General features: G+C 47.4%; 16 protein-coding genes. 9 read left to right on the top strand and 7 right to left on the bottom strand.

The window, feature by feature from the left end; genetic code table 11:
• Window positions 1-101: 101 nt before the first annotated feature.
• Window positions 102-302 carry a hypothetical protein gene (locus SIB68_RS02380; RefSeq protein ID WP_063400446.1) on the top strand — a complete coding sequence of 67 codons (201 nt, stop codon included), beginning with the start codon at window positions 102-104 and terminating at the stop codon, window positions 300-302.
• A gap of 519 nt (window positions 303-821) precedes the next feature.
• The gene (locus SIB68_RS02375; protein ID WP_063400445.1) at window positions 822-1,049 is read left to right on the top strand and encodes a bacteriocin; all 228 of its coding nucleotides are present in this window, start codon (window positions 822-824) and stop codon (window positions 1,047-1,049) included.
• A 209-nt stretch (window positions 1,050-1,258) separates the two neighbouring features.
• Here the strand turns inward: SIB68_RS02375 and SIB68_RS02370 are convergent, their stop codons facing one another.
• Window positions 1,259-2,173 carry a DMT family transporter gene (locus SIB68_RS02370; RefSeq protein WP_063400444.1) on the bottom strand — a complete coding sequence of 305 codons (915 nt, stop codon included), beginning with the start codon at window positions 2,171-2,173 and terminating at the stop codon, window positions 1,259-1,261.
• Window positions 2,174-2,395: 222 nt separating this feature from the next.
• Between SIB68_RS02370 and SIB68_RS02365 the strand changes: the two genes are divergently transcribed.
• The 4 genes from SIB68_RS02365 to SIB68_RS02350 all read left to right on the top strand — a co-directional run bounded on the left by SIB68_RS02365 (window position 2,396) and on the right by SIB68_RS02350 (window position 6,384).
• Complete coding sequence (locus tag SIB68_RS02365) at window positions 2,396-3,208, top strand: CsgG/HfaB family protein (RefSeq protein WP_236068971.1); 813 nt, start codon at window positions 2,396-2,398, stop codon at window positions 3,206-3,208.
• Between the two features lie 185 nt (window positions 3,209-3,393).
• Window positions 3,394-5,448, top strand: a complete 2,055-nt coding sequence (gene dnaG, locus SIB68_RS02360) for a DNA primase (protein ID WP_063400442.1) — start codon at window positions 3,394-3,396, stop codon at window positions 5,446-5,448.
• A 345-nt stretch (window positions 5,449-5,793) separates the two neighbouring features.
• Complete coding sequence (locus tag SIB68_RS02355) at window positions 5,794-6,048, top strand: hypothetical protein (RefSeq protein ID WP_011130019.1); 255 nt, start codon at window positions 5,794-5,796, stop codon at window positions 6,046-6,048.
• A gap of 39 nt (window positions 6,049-6,087) precedes the next feature.
• Window positions 6,088-6,384, top strand: a complete 297-nt coding sequence (locus SIB68_RS02350) for a hypothetical protein (RefSeq protein WP_011130018.1) — start codon at window positions 6,088-6,090, stop codon at window positions 6,382-6,384.
• Between the two features lie 428 nt (window positions 6,385-6,812).
• On the opposite strand, the gene SIB68_RS02345 is transcribed toward SIB68_RS02350, so the two are convergent.
• The gene (locus SIB68_RS02345; RefSeq protein ID WP_063400441.1) at window positions 6,813-8,087 is read right to left on the bottom strand and encodes a Y-family DNA polymerase; all 1,275 of its coding nucleotides are present in this window, start codon (window positions 8,085-8,087) and stop codon (window positions 6,813-6,815) included.
• A gap of 64 nt (window positions 8,088-8,151) precedes the next feature.
• Between SIB68_RS02345 and SIB68_RS02340 the strand changes: the two genes are divergently transcribed.
• Together SIB68_RS02340 and SIB68_RS02335 are read left to right on the top strand one after the other, a co-directional pair.
• Window positions 8,152-8,325 carry a hypothetical protein gene (locus SIB68_RS02340; protein ID WP_155724944.1) on the top strand — a complete coding sequence of 58 codons (174 nt, stop codon included), beginning with the start codon at window positions 8,152-8,154 and terminating at the stop codon, window positions 8,323-8,325.
• 126 nt (window positions 8,326-8,451) lie between these two features.
• Window positions 8,452-9,090 carry a hypothetical protein gene (locus SIB68_RS02335; protein WP_063400440.1) on the top strand — a complete coding sequence of 213 codons (639 nt, stop codon included), beginning with the start codon at window positions 8,452-8,454 and terminating at the stop codon, window positions 9,088-9,090.
• Window positions 9,091-9,203: 113 nt separating this feature from the next.
• Here the strand turns inward: SIB68_RS02335 and SIB68_RS02330 are convergent, their stop codons facing one another.
• From SIB68_RS02330 to SIB68_RS02315, 4 genes are all read right to left on the bottom strand, one after another.
• Entirely contained in the window at window positions 9,204-9,680 is a 477-nt protein-coding gene (locus SIB68_RS02330; protein ID WP_063400439.1) for a LexA family protein, read from the bottom strand.
• 181 nt (window positions 9,681-9,861) lie between these two features.
• The gene (locus SIB68_RS02325; protein ID WP_236068968.1) at window positions 9,862-10,200 is read right to left on the bottom strand and encodes a cupin domain-containing protein; all 339 of its coding nucleotides are present in this window, start codon (window positions 10,198-10,200) and stop codon (window positions 9,862-9,864) included.
• Between the two features lie 347 nt (window positions 10,201-10,547).
• Window positions 10,548-10,808, bottom strand: a complete 261-nt coding sequence (locus SIB68_RS02320) for a 2TM domain-containing protein (RefSeq protein WP_063400437.1) — start codon at window positions 10,806-10,808, stop codon at window positions 10,548-10,550.
• A 358-nt stretch (window positions 10,809-11,166) separates the two neighbouring features.
• Window positions 11,167-11,619, bottom strand: coding sequence for a 23S rRNA (pseudouridine(1915)-N(3))-methyltransferase RlmH (locus SIB68_RS02315; RefSeq protein WP_063400690.1), 453 nt, complete (start codon window positions 11,617-11,619; stop codon window positions 11,167-11,169).
• A 1,229-nt stretch (window positions 11,620-12,848) separates the two neighbouring features.
• Between SIB68_RS02315 and SIB68_RS02310 the strand changes: the two genes are divergently transcribed.
• Window positions 12,849-13,481, top strand: a complete 633-nt coding sequence (locus tag SIB68_RS02310; RefSeq protein ID WP_063400436.1) for a hypothetical protein — start codon at window positions 12,849-12,851, stop codon at window positions 13,479-13,481.
• Window positions 13,482-14,028: 547 nt separating this feature from the next.
• Here SIB68_RS02310 and SIB68_RS02305 read toward each other — a convergent pair.
• Window positions 14,029-14,400: a DoxX family protein gene (locus SIB68_RS02305; protein ID WP_063400435.1), complete on the bottom strand. Its 372-nt coding sequence runs from the start codon at window positions 14,398-14,400 to the stop codon at window positions 14,029-14,031.
• Window positions 14,401-14,900 lie beyond the last annotated feature (500 nt).

Genomic DNA, 14,900 nt, shown 5'->3' with positions numbered 1-14,900 from the left:
TGCCTGATCTGTCCAGCCTCTGCTTGATCGTTCGAGGTCCTGCGCAGAACTTCTGGAGCTTGTTTTGCTTTGCGTAACCGGTCTAAAACTCAATTCCTGCAATGGTTATCAGTAGCCGCGCCAGTGGATGTCCGCCAGAAGCCCGGGCACTACAGATTGAGTTGTTGCAAACCGCTATTACCAGCCTCCTAGATCTTGAGACGGGAAATTCAGCAGACATGGGCCGAGTGCATGTTGAAAAGCGAGATGACACTCATCTTCGTGAGAATTGGGTCTTGGGGGTAATGGGTGACTTTGCTTAACAGCTACCTAGTGATTCCCTACCTGTAGAAAGTTCGTTTGAAAAATTTCTAGAACATTTTTTAAAAAGGGTGAGTTGCATTTGCCTGTCTATTGATGACCATCTTCAGAAGAGAAGCCCAAACTGTCTACTCAAAGAAGAACTAGAACCTGGATACCGTTTTACCTATAGGCTTGACGAGGTTAGACAACCTCATCTACTGAGTAAAGCTAGACTCAATAGAACCCATTGATTCTGGGCAAGTATAATCTACAAGCTCTGGTTCTCTCTTTCAGACTTTCACCCTTCTCTTTATTCCAACCTTTACCCTTAATGATTAAGTCTTTTGCGGGATGATAGTTATACAAGGCCTCTGGTTTACTTCTACATTCTTTTATCTTGTGGTCATTTATTGATATTGGGATTTAAGTTAAAATCCATACAACCAATAAACCCATAAAAATTCCGTCTCTTTTAGATACATGTGACTAGATTATCTCCTCACATGGCCCATCATTAGAATACCTAGCAGAAACACCTAATGACAGACGAAGAAACGAGGAACTCTCAGCAGTGGGAAGAAAGATTCGAGGAACTCTCAAATGATGAGTTGAAAGGTATTAGTGGTGGCATAGATAGTGTTCCATTTGATCTAAAATCTAATAACCCAAAAGATTCAGGGGCTTCAGTAAAGAAAGCATTAGAGGACTTGGATGGTCAAGAGAAGGAAGATTCTAGGTTCAAGACCACCGGTGGGAGTAGTTTCTAGGTTGTTCTGACCCCATTTTAGAACCAGGAAAAGGGTTACAAGACTCCCCTGCCAACCTTGACTACCTACGAAATGTTTCGACAGCTTAAAAGAGACGAGACCTAATTCTCATAAGGTGATCCTAGGCGTTCCCTTTTAAGGTATTTTTACAGAAATTCCCACCCATGGTTTACAACTCCATCAACAAGACTGAGGTCGCTATCTTGTTTTCATGTTGGTTGCTTTAGGATATTTTCTTGTCTGCTTCTGAAGCTGATGAGTGTTGCTCCTAGGACCAACAGAGCTCCAATCACGAACCAGCCATCAACAGGTTCAGCAAACAGCAGTACACCCCAGAGAGTTGCGAACAAAACTTGGAAATAGCCAATTGAACCTGCTGTAGCTGCTGGTAAAAGAGATAATCCCTCGGTAATCCAGATTTGCCCTAGTTGGGTAAATAGGCCAATACCCAGTATCCAGAGCCAATCGATTCCAAGTGGCAAGACTCCATGATTCCCGAGGAAGAGCAAGGCTATTGGTACTGATGTCAATGGAAAGTAGAAAACGATCACAAGTTGATGTTCCTGCTTGGAAAGCTCACGTACGCAGACGTAGGCCAGAGCTGTAAATAGAGCACCTGAAAGTGCAATAGAGACAGATAAAGGGGAGTAACCGGTGAAGCTTGTGCCAAGCCATGCGGGTTTTAAAACCAGGGTGATCCCCAACCAACCAAGAAATACTGCTATGCCAATACGAGGATGGATTCTTTCTCTTAAAAACATCCATGCCGCTAACGCAACAAAAGCTGGATAGGTGTATTGCAGAACAGTTGCTGTAGCAAGGGGTAAGGACGCCAAGGCGTCAAATACACAGAACAATGCCGCTGTGCCCAGCAGCCCTCGCAATAACAGCAACCTTTTACGGTGTCCCCAGGGGGAAACCCCAACCCGACTGAGCATGAACCGAGTAATTGCCAGGCTGATCAGAGATCTTGCAAACAAAATTTCTGCGACAGGCAAACGACCACCAAGGTGTTTTACGCAAACGGTCATCAAGCTGAAGGCCAGAGCGGCGAGCAGGAGTGATTTGAATCCACGCCATTGGCTGTTTGTCTGCGGTTGGTTGTTGCCCTGCATCGACATCATTCATCTCATCCGCAGAACTGAGGCAATGGCATAGTCAACAACACAAGAGAAGAGGCCATCCCTGAAAGCCATTGCAGCAAGGAAAGACCAGCAACAGGATTGAGATCGCCATGACGTTCCAAATTGGTGATGGCAAGTCGCGTTGCTTTACGAGAAGCAACCCACTCTCCTAATTCTTTTTAAATTGCCCGACTGTAGAAATCTCTAATGGATTCAAAAGCCGTGAAACTCTCCTCCTTTGGAGTTGCTGCTGTGGTGGCTTCCTTTGTGTTTGTTCCAGTAACTGCCTGGGCTGGCCCAACGGTTTCTGTACCTGACTTTAAAAACCAGGTAGGCAGGTTGTCTTGGTGGAGCCCGCGTGTGAGCCGTCAGCTCGCGGATGCTCTTTCCAATGAACTAGCCCTTGCTGGTGGACTAACAGTCGTGGAACGGCAGAATCTCAAGGCCGTCCTCTCTGAGCAAGAGCTTGCCGAGTTGGGGATTGTGCGAAACGACGGAAACGCCGCACGTAGCCGTCAAATGCGTGGCGCCCAATATTTAATTATGGGGCGTGTGAGTGGCTACGAGGATGGGGTTGAAACAAAGCAATCTGGAAGTGGGATGCGCTTTATGGGTTTTGGAGGCTCGAAGACTGTTTCGGAATCCAAGGCTTATGTTTCCATCGACCTACGGGTGGTGGATTCCTCCACTGGAGAGGTTATCGGTGCGCGAACAGTAGAGGGGCGTGCGACCAGCACAGCTAAGCAGAAAGGCTCCGGCGGATCTTTGGCTCCCTTGGCTGGGTTTGTAGGAGGTGCAACCGGAGCAAGAGGGGCAGGGGCCTATGGCCTTGCGGCTGCAGGCACTTTTAGTTATGAAGAATCATCCAGCGAAAGTAATCGCACTCCCGCAGCAAAAGCCATTCGTGCAGCTCTCATTGATGGTGCTGATTATGTCAATTGCCTATTGGTGATACGTGATGGCTGTTTGGCGTCTTATCAGCAGCAGGAATCAATTCGACGCTCTAATACACGTGATGTGCTGCAACTCGATTGATCTCGATCAAAGTTTTGTCGTTTTGCGGCAGGGCTGATTACGCCGTTTGCGCTGCCAATACAGAGAGGACGATTTTGAAGAGGTTTTGAGTTCTTATTGATCTCGGCCTTGCTTGTCGTATGGATTGATTTTGCTGATCATGTTCTCTTCTCGACCTCTCACGGCGCAACCAGCAAAATAAGGTCATGCCCGTCCCCCGTCTTCACCCGCGCACGATCGAGGCCGTCAAGGAGCGTGCCGACATTGTTGATGTCGTTGGCGAACATGTGGTTCTAAAGAAAAAGGGCCGTGAATTCGTAGGGATCTGTCCGTTCCATGACGACAGCAAACCATCGATGACGGTCTCGCCAACGAAGCAGTTTTATTACTGCTTCTCTTGTGGAGCTGGTGGAAACTCGATCAAGTTCCTGATGGAGTTTCAGCGCCAGAGTTTTGGTGATGTGGTGCTGGAGCTTGCTCGCAAGTATCAACTACCTGTTGAGACGGTCGAGGGGCCCCAGCAGGAACGACTACGTCAGCAGCTCTCTCGTCGAGACAAGCTTCATCGTGCGCTTGCATTGGCGGCCGGTTGGTTTCGTGGCCAGCTGCGTACGCCAGTTGGTGCAAGTGCGCTGAATTACCTCACTGAGAAGCGGGGCCTTAGTGAAGTCACCTTGGAATCCTTCGGGCTTGGCTATGCCCCTGAGCAATGGGATGGTTTACTCAAGCACCTCCAGCAGGTGGAAGGTTTGTCTGCTGAATTACTGGAAGCCGCCGGGCTTGTTGTGGCGCGCAAGGGGGGAGGAGGTTTTTACGATCGCTTTCGTCATCGTGTGATGGTGCCGATCCACGACCGCCAGGGAAGGGTGATTGGTTTCGGTGGACGCAGTCTCGATGGCTCAGAGCCGAAGTACCTCAACTCTCCTGAGACAGACGTGTTCGAGAAAGGCAAGCATTTGTTTGGACTGGATCGAGCGGCGAATGCCATCCGTAAGGATGACCGGGCTGTGGTAGTCGAAGGATATTTCGATGTCATTGCATTGCATGCTGCAGGTGTCACCAATTCAGTGGCCTCCTTAGGCACTGCTTTGAGTAGTCAGCAGATCACCCAGATCTGCCGTTGCAGCGAAGGGAAGCGGATCGTGCTTAATTTTGATGCTGATGGAGCCGGTGTTCGTGCTGCGAACCGAGCCATTGGCGAAGTTGAACAACTGGCTTTGCAAGGCCAGTTGGAATTACGAGTGCTTCATTTGCCTTCTGGCAAAGACCCCGATGAATTTCTCAAAGATCATGGTGCTGGCGATTACAGGGCTCTATTAGATCAGTCACCTCTTTGGCTTGATTGGCAGATTCAACAGGTGTTGGAGGGCCGTGATTTAAGTCAAGCGGATCAGTTTCAGCAAGCAGTGAGTGGCCTGGTTGCATTGCTCGGCAAGTTGCCCCAGTCGGCCGTACGGACCCACTACCTGCAACAGGTTGCCGAACGCTTGAGCGGTGGGCAGGGCCGGTTGGCCTTGCAGTTGGAGGAAGATCTGCGCCAACAAGTGAAAGGGCAGCGCTGGCATGGCCGCTCAAGTCGCCATGAGCAACCTGGCGAGGCCAGTCAACGGGAGCGCAGCGAGGCGGAAATCCTGAGGTTATATCTCCATTGCTCAAATCATCGGGCTGCCATTCGCAGGGAGTTACGACAACGAGAGCTGGAGGATTTTGCCTTACAACATCACCGTTTGCTTTGGGCGGCGATCACTGATTTGGAGGAAACCAATCTTGGTGCAGGACGTTTAGAGGCGATCAGTCGCGGAACTGACTCTGGTCATGATTTGGAGGATATTGAGTTACCACGGCTGCTTACCGATCAGTTGCTCCTGGAGAACAGTGCTCTAGTCGCTCGTCTTACCCCGTTATTAGAGCCTGGCGAGGTTCATTTGGCGGCTATGGCTAAGCCACTGCTTCAGCTCCGGGGCACAGCAGCGGCTCTAGAACGCCAGAAATCCCTCAAGCGTTGTCGTCATCTTCTTGAGGCCTGGGGTGGTCAGCGTCTTGAAACTCTTGAGCGTTGTATTGCTGCTTTGATTCAAGAAGAGCGACAGCAACCTACTGAATCAGTCGATATGGAAAAGCGTATCGAAGCAATGTTTGAGGAGCTCAACAGCGATGCGTTGCGTTTCCAGGAGCTTTATTACAGCGAGCGCAAGCATATTGGTCACTTAGATCAGCAGCGGTGTGGTGGCTTCTCAGGCCAGGATGTCATTCCGGCTTAGGTCATCAGTCTGTGGATGCGCTTCACAAGCCAATCGGCGATATCAAAGAACTTGTTGTCTTGATTGACCATCACGATTCCTGCTTGCATCTTGTCGCTGATCTTTTCTAGCTTTTGAATGCACCGCTCAGCGAAGCTTTACCATCGACGTTTCAGTCCATTAGCAACAGCTACGCAGGTCAGCGAATCCTTTGTAGGGCTGTCAGATAAGGCGTCAAGTTGTGGAGCTTAAAGATGAAACTCACTTGTCAATCTTAGCAGATGGTTGTCTCTACGGCGGTGTACTGAGGCCTTTTAACTGCAGCATGGCTCTTTAAACTGATGATCTCTTCTTAAATTTGATGGCATGAGCTTCTACGAAGCGATTTGGCACGGTGAGGGCATTGGTGATGGAGGTGATTTAGAGGAGTCGCTCCAGGCTTATATCGTGGTAAAACCTGAAGATGGCGACTGGACAGAAGCCTGTGCGAAGGACGGGGCGAATCCTCATGTGGATCACTACTCTTCCTTCGACGCTTATCTTGATAATGCCGATGCAATCGAGACGATTCCGGTAACCCCGGCGATGATTGCAGGAGCTGTACAACAACTTTCCTCATGATCGCTGTTTTAATCCAAAGGTTGCTGCGATTAGCCTCTGATGAGTGACGTCCCTATTGCCTTTGCTGGTTGCACGCCGGTGAATCATCTCTGGCCTCAGCTTGTTGAACGGCTGGGAATGGATAAATCAAAACGCGCAGTGCGTCAGGCGCTTGATTTGCAGGGCATGCAAGGTCATGCTGCAACTTTGCCGGTGCTTTTGGTTGAAACTTGTGGGGTCGCCTTGGCTAGTACTGAACTGCTGCGTCATCAGACCGGCCTCGCTTGCCATGGTGAGCGCATGGTATTGCTGTTGAATCGTCGCGAAGAGGAGGTGCAACTTCTGCAGCAATTTTAAAATGCATGCACCCCCTAATGATCAAATAACAAAACCTCTCTTCTTCATTGTATATCTGTAGATCAGTTACTCTGCCTTGAGATTATTTTAATGGCGTTCAGTCACCTTTGCAGACTTTGCGGTAAATCTGTTGAGATTACTGAAGCATTTGCCAAGAGTATTCAGCGAACGGGAGGGTCTTCAATAATTTGCTCTACTTGCCTGGCTCATGAAACCACGCACTTGTTGCCTTCTAGACCATCAGCCAGGCTCTCATTTGTTCGTCTAATGACCAAGACTTTTTTCATAGTAACTTTTCTATTTATCCTCACTTCTTTCTTCTCTGCATGGCGCATTCTTTATGGATTGGAGATGTGGATGGAACCGAGCAAATCAAATCCAGCCCAATCCACTAACTAATGAGATCTGTTGACATTCAATTCTAAATTTCAGGCCAGCACCAACGGCACGTCATTGAGGCGAGTTGTGGCCGCGCGGCTGAGTTGATGACGACGCATGCTCCATCCTGGCTGCATGCCACAAACAGCCCAACTCACGGTTCCGCTGCCGTAACGGTGATTGAGTCGGTCGACGGTGTTCATTAGTCGATCGCGACGATGCTGCTCATCGGCATGAACTGCTACCAGCAGGTGTTGTTGCAGATGGTCTGCGCTCTGTAGGTTTTGCATCAGCACCCCGGCTTTGTTTAAGCGGCGATGGGGCCGGTAGATTCGCTCTACTAGTGGCAAGGCTGCTGCTAGCAAGATTGCAGTGTCGTTGCTTGGCAAATCCAGTTGGATGGTAGCGGCTTGGCTGTAAAACGATGGTGCAAATGGGCTGGTACGTGTGAATACGGTGAGGATCCCGGCCCGTTGCTGTTGTCGTCGCAGTTTTTCACTGGCGCGCACCACGTAGGTTGCGATTGCCTGGCGTAATTCCTCTAGGTTGGCGATTGGTCGGCTAAAACTGCGGCTAACACAGGTTTCCTGTTTTGATGTTGGGGCTAGGGCTAGAGGAAGGCAGGCATAACCTTGTAATTCTCGTTGTAGGCGTATGCCTACAACGCCGCAGCGGGCATGAAGTTTGCTACGTGGCATATCGCGCAATTGCCGGGCATTGGTTACGCCTCTAAGTCGGCACCAATGAGCCAACTTGCGACCGATCCCCCATACATTTTCGATAGCGACGCTCTCGAGCCATGTATCTGGATCACTAGCGGTGAGTAGGTTGAACACTCCAGCGTGAGCCGGTATGGCCTTGGCCAGGTGGTTGGCGAGTTTGGCCTGACCTTTACTGGCGCCAAGTCCGATCGCTATCGGTAGGCCCAGGTTGCGATGCACCTGGGCCCGTAGTTGACGGGCCCAGGGCTTTAGGTTGTCATCAGAGGGACCATTGATGTAAGCAAAGGCTTCATCAATCGAGTAAATCTCCAGCTCCTCGCAATGGGCTTCCAGCAAGCTCATCAGTCGTTGGCTCATATCGCCGTAGAGGGCGTAGTTGGAGCTGCGCACGACAACGCCAAGTCGGTCCAATTTGTGACGGACCTTGAAATAGGGCGTGCCCATGCTGATCCCGAGAGCACGCGCTTCGGAGCTGCGAGCAACAATGCAGCCATCGTTGTTGGAGAGCACGACCAGAGGACGACCGATCAGCGAGGCGTCAAGGCTTTGCTCACAGGAGGCATAGAAATTGTTGCCGTCGATCAGAGCCGTGACCCGAGACATGGCACTGGAGGGAAGCGAGCGAAACTATGCCCTATCCTAGTACAGAGATACTAGCGCCTGTTTGATGGCGAGAACGTGCTTTGCTGTGACAGCCAGTCGCAATGGTTGTCGTCAATGTGGCGAGGAGAATGTCAATGCAGACTGGCGGCCAATCATTACTTTGATTGGTTGTTTGGCTGCATTGGTCTTGCTTGGCTGCATCAAGGTTTCCAACATCAAGCCTGTCGTTGTGACCTAGAAACCTTTTGCAATAGAGGATGCTGGCTCAATGGCCGGCTAGGCGTAGCTGAATCCCTAACAATGTCTACAAAAAGTCGTCTATGGCGTCTTAGCTGGACCTGGCCACTTAGGTTAATTCCATGTTATGAGCAACCGCGTCGGTCGGGTCTTTTGTAAAACCAACAAGACAAAAGGATTTGCAATGGCACCAACTCTAAGCAAGCATCAGAAAGATATTATTCAGAGAGTCAATAAGGAAAGCTTCTCTGAATGGCTATCAAGAGGAGATAGGCAAGAGATCAGAGAGTTGATGGAAGAAGTCTGGATCGAATGGCTTTGCAAGGAAGATGATCAGTTCCGCGAACGTTACTATGAGCTTCAATCACAGGGTGATTGCGAATGGCTCAATATCAGAGAAGAAATCTTAGCTGTGCATGGCCATGTTGAGTCTCCAGAAGGAGCATCAGAGCTTCAGCAAAAAGCGATTAAAGCCAATGGCATTAAACACTTACATGATTGGTTTGCATTTGTAGATGAATGTGTTCACGAGTATCTGGAAGATCTTGGCTGGGCAAGGGGGCCGGAGGAAAAATCCCTGGATTATTCCCACACCTCTGTTTCTGCTTGGGTTTCCGATCAAGAGGCAAATGAACAACAAGAAAGGCGTCAATGGCTTGGTCAGTTGACCGACACGTTATGGGATTTCAAAGGCTCCTCTCATTGTTATTGGTCTGATCGCATCCTTGCCTTACGCGATCTGGGTCAACAAAAGTCATCCATTTGATCCACCAAACTTGCCTATCTCTATATACGATTTAAAGGTAATATCTTTAAAGATGAGCAACAACACTATTGCTATGCCGGGCAACCTTATTCATCGTCTTGCCTATTTTGAGCCTATTCATGTAGGCGTTGTGTTGAGTGGGATATTTGCTGCGCAGGGTTGAGGCTATGAATGGAATGCACTGCCACACCCCAGATTTGCACGTCACCGAAGCGGGCCAGATCCAGCGGTGGGTAATTGGAATGGGCGGCTTCTAGACGCAGTACACCACGGTGGCGGACAAGTTGTTTGAGCGTGAAGGCACCATCAAGAATCGCCACCACGATGTGACCGGGGCGTGCATCTAGGCTGCGGTCGACAACTAAGAGGTCGCCATTGTGGATGCCAACACCTGTCATTGAGTGGCCGCTAACACGCAGGAAGAAGGTGCTAGCCGGATGACGAATCAACTGTTCGTTGAGGTCGATACCGATCTCGATATAGTCCTCAGCAGGGGAGGGGAAGCCTGCCGCCACGTGCTCACTCGCTAATGGCAGGATCTGCTGCTTCCGCTCGGAGCACAAATGAAGAAGAGGCTCGCTGAACTCCATCGCGGCATCGGGTATCAGCCTGATAGTACACCCGTTCCATTGAGGTGGTTTTCTAATTTGGCTTGATAGGGGTGTGCCCCCGGGCGGTAGCAACCTCTTTAGAAGATCGCTCGTGCTTGATCGAGCTGCTCTGTTGCACCTGCCAGCTTTTAAGTTTTAAGCGCTGCCTAAGGAACCTTTCTCAAAGGGCTTTCGTTTTCACCTGAACAGTCCTCGGAAGATGCTTGCTGCCTGCATAAAAAACGAGAACAACAGTGTCTTTTGGACCAAGACTTTTTCCGGTATGAACTGTATTCACTGTCTCAATGAGCGCAGCTCCCTGATTGAAAAGGCGTGTCGTTCCATCTTGAAGAGTTAGCTGAAGCGTGCCTTGAAGGATTACTCCTGCACTGATGACTGGGTGGGTATGCGATGGCAGGGTGACTCCGGCTGGAATCGTGATACGCAGAACTGTGATTTCAGCGTTGCTGGTTGGGTAATGCGGAAGAAAGTTTCCATCCCATTGCTTAGTGCTTTGCACAAGTGTTTCAATCTTAACGCCAAGATCTTTGCTATATTTAGCATTATCATGTGCATTTAAGGACGTTGCTGAAATCGTCGAAACCACAATAATTGCTAGTGGCGCAAGCAATAGTCTTTGCATGATCAATTAAAAAGGTGTAGACGCAAGGAGATTAGGGACTTAGCGTCATAGGCTGCATTAATGAAACACGTTTCATAGTCATTTGCTGGCCAGAGAAAGATTCGGATAGCAAAAGCATTTAGGTCTTAATATTACTCAATATTATAACTCGCTTATTATTCTAGGCATTCACTTAACTGAAGCAAATTGAAAAAGACAGGTGTATATAATAGTATTGATTTAAATCAACTGCGGCGCATCTCTGCCTCGATCTCTTCTGTGCTGAAGTCTCTCTCTGGATGAGCAAGCTTCCAAGACTGCACAGCAAGAGAAATGCCCCATCCAAAAATAGGCCAAATGGGCCAGAAGTAGCCCATGCCAGTTACCAACCAAATCACAATCAGAGCAAGGTTCACAGTGAAGTAAGTTTGAACCTGTCTCTTCAGTATCCTTTTCTTCCTGAGTTGTGATAACGCTTTTTTGCGTAAAATTTCGTCGTCAGGCATATCAAAAGACCTCAACTGATTAGTGGATGGACAATAATCAGTTTAAAGGCAACTGGAAACTTGGTCAGCTCAAAGTAAATATTAATAATATGAACCTGGTCAGCATCCTATTTTAAGGTTCTAATATTAGTTAGTTAACCAAGAATTAACAGAAGCCCAGGCTGGCAACTAATAAAGAATGGGAGGATGGTTGAATTTCATTCTGGAGAGAGTGTTGTGGCATATATTGCTGAAGCAATCTGACATTTGAGCATCATCATTGTCTTAAACTGATTTCCATTTCAGTGTGTTCAAGAGTTATCATATTAATCGAATGCAGCTGTTTTATCAGTGATCGCAATTCAGATCTGCAGAATCGTTAACTCCTGTGGTATTTACCTCCTTGCAGGATGGTCTGTGCTCGATAGAGCTGCTCCACAAGCAACAAGCGAGCAAGTTCATGGGGAAGCGTCATTGCAGACAAACTGAGCTGCCATTGGGTTGAGTTTTTCAGCTCTGCTGATAGGCCATCAGCGCCACCAATCACAAAGGCAAGACGTTGAGAGCCATATTTTTCAAGGCGTTTAGCAAAGGACACTGAAGTCAGCGCTTCCCCTTCTTCGCTAAGAGGAACCAGCACTTCGTTGCCATTGAGTGCGGCCCTGATCGCTTCCGCTTCTCGCGGCATAGATGCATCACGAACCTCTGTGATAATCAAGCCTGGTAGGCGTTTTTGATACATCGCTAGGCCGTCTTGGATCCAGCCTTTGCGAACCTTGCCAACGGCGATGATTCTAAACGCACAGTTTCTCAAGAACCGTTGCAGCAACATCCCTCTCCATGATGCTCGGTTATAAGCACTGTTCAACAGATCACCAGCAGAGAATGTTACTTGAAGTCCTCCAGGCGCAATAGCAAAAAGCGAAGCAGGGCATAGAAGGCAGGCAATGGCAAGGTCAATCAAGACCGGTGATAACAGCATCCAATGGGTTGCTAAGACGTCGATATCGTCAACGGGGAGAAGGCTGAAAAAGCTCTGACTGCAGCGGCAGGAGCTCTATGCAAGGGAGTGGGCACAATGGCAGACCTGGACTCTATTTGCGCTTGAAATCTGGCTGATGCTCGCCGGAGGAAGTCCAGGCTGGTTTTGGCATGTTTTTTTACTGTGAGGGGTGGCTATTGACCACACAGTCCCTCCATGGAGGAAATGGCGAGAGAAGCAACAGACAAGAAGGAAAAGAAATAGACAGCCGCATCAAGCGTTCTCCATTCGCCAGCGAGACAGTCCCTGGAGTTAGAGATCGATGAGCAAGGTCACACTTTCATTTGAGCGAGATCACCTCCAGAGCGAGTGATCAGCGAGAAGTTAAATGCATCGAAGGCAAACAACCTTCTCAACCAGAGTAAAACCATGTCCATGGAACGGCACGATCAAGAACTAAGCCTTGATCAACTTGGAGCCATCTCTACTGGTATCGGATTTGGCTTTGTCGTTGGACCAGTCAATGCTCAAGGCAACGTTAGAAGGCCATAGTGAGTGAGGCCAGCTGGTTTTGATATCGGACCTGTTGCTGCTCAGCGACATCATTTTAATTAAATGAGACAAGACTGGGCGGATGATTAAAACGACTAAGAGAACAACTGCAGCGAAATAATCTGGGGTTGTTCTAGCCTTGCAGTTGCAGTTAAAGATGAACCGAATGATGGGAAATTCTTGTAATAATGAAAACCTGTACAAGATTCATAGATGTTGTCCTGAACCTTTTAGCTGGCACCAAGAAGGCGGCAAAGCTATGCATATAAAAGTGATAGAGATCAAGCACAAAGATGTTGTTGCCTTCAACAGATAAATTGTACAAGCCGAAAAGAATATCACAACGATTTAACAGGAGCTGATGTTCATGACTGTAATAGCAACCTTTTATCTTACTTTTCGATAAAAGGTGACAGTGATCGGTCTAAGTGATAGCGGGAATTGCTAGGCTATAATGCCTAGACTTCAAACCTTTTACAGGTCGAGGTGCAGGCGTTCTAATCTATTGAAAAGTAAAAATCGACCTTATGACCGCTAACGGCAACAAACAAGAGGACTTTCTTGATGAACACTTCAGCCTTAGTCAACAACAATTGATCTCATATAAGCTTTTTTGGGTTGATCGTTGGTTAAATTACTGTTGGGATGATGTGCAGGGAAGGATCGGTGGACTTGACCTTCCTTCTATTGGCAGAGCCTATAAATCACCACCTCCAGCACAGCTACTGCTTTTGTCGAATGGCCAAAAAATAGAACTATTTGACCGAAATAAAGACTACCTCTTGAGGTCTATTCTTGAGGAGGATAGAGGAGATGTTGGCGCTAGTGATTTGAATAGGCAGTGGCTTTCTGAAAACTCTAATAATAGGGAATTGGAAGCGATTGCCAAGAAATGGGATACTTTTCTAGAAGTAGAGTGTAATCACAAGATTGAAGCCCAAGAAAATGAGAGTATCAGGCTAATCACATCCTCATTACCTGTAACAGTAAGAAATTTAGAATTTGCCAAGCAAGAAAAAGAACAACCCTGGGATTGGGAAATAAGCAACGGATTGATCATGCTGACTTCTAGCGAAGATCATTTTAATAACACCATCAAGCCTTATTTGGATAGTGGTCAGGCAGACTACCTGGATTCTAATTCAGGTCCTTTGTCTTAGGTTGATTTGACTGATCTGGAAAACTAAACCAACAGCATTAGCATTGATCATGCTATCAAGTCAATAACAAAGCAGCGGTCAAAACCAAGAAGCATTATCTAAAGTCTATAAGAATAGTTAAAAGTGAAGATTATCATGCCAAAACAAGGAGTGGGTGTTCGATGAGTAGAATGGAATATGGGTTAAATATGTAGTCGTAGCGTTAGAATAAGCCTTTTTGAATGAAGAAAACAGATTCCAACTACTCAATTAGATAAGAATAAGATTCATCCGAAAAGATTCATATTTATAGTGCCTAAACTTGTTACTATTGAGTTGATCATGAGGCAGAACAAGACACCTTTAAATTAAAATTAGATTTTTAAGTCATGCAAGGCTAGCGCTGCTAGAAGGCAGGCTGATGTTGTCTATAAAGCTATTGGGAAGTTGCCATTCAACAAAGTGCTATGAGGATTGATATTAGCATGCCAGATAAAAAATTATGGCTATGAATAACATAAGAACAATGTAGAAAAAACATATTCTTTGCTATTTATAGCCAAGCTTCTCATTCGATGAATTTGGGTCTGGTCAAGGCTAGAGTTAGGCCACCAATCAATCCAACATTCATAAATAGTGCTTTAGGCTGGAAGGGGAATGCGTGGAAGATGATTGTTGTAGGCACAAGAAAAATAAGTAATAGTGATGCTCCAATTTTTTGACTCTTGCCAAATAGTAGAAGTACTGTGCCAAGAACAAGGCAGGCAATTGCTGCCAACAACAAGAAGGGTGCTAGTGGTGCTGGGATCCCTTGCCCTGAAATTGTTTCAACTACTAATGAGAACCTGGTAATCTTTGACGGTACTGCGACAACAAAAACAGCTGATAAACAAAGCCTGCCGATGAAATCAACTGACTTCCATACATGTGGTTGAGACATTGTTCTGATTGGTTCTCTGCCAATTATCAACGAATGATGCTGTACTGGCGCAATTGGTGTGGCTTCCTTACCAAAATGGCATTCATAAAAACAATTCTGATGGATTAACAGCTATCTGCATTGAGCATGTGCGAGTTCAAGACTAGGCGCTTCTCGCTTGTACTGGTTTAGATCAGCCAACGCGTTTGGTCTTCAGAGCCAGCTAAAGGCTTAGATGCAGCACCCACTAGATCGTTTGTCTGTTATTGCCATGGTCTGATAGCAGCAATCGCGATGGAAGAGTATTCTTCAGCAGAACAATGAACAACCTACAGGATGTTAAGAGGTACAGTACTGTCATGAATATGATCTTCATTGACTTGACCGTGAGACACTCATGTGATTTTCTCTAAGGTTTGGCCATGGTCTCTGGTGCAAACCTAGGTAAGGCAGATTAATAGTCATTGCGTTACATCAAACTGTAATACAGGATCATCCATACCAATGGCGATCAAAGTGGA

It is taken from the genome of Prochlorococcus sp. MIT 1323 (assembly GCF_047304905.1).
GTDB lineage: Bacteria > Cyanobacteriota > Cyanobacteriia > PCC-6307 > Cyanobiaceae > Prochlorococcus > Prochlorococcus marinus_D.
This window is presented reverse-complemented; position numbering and strand designations above follow the sequence as displayed.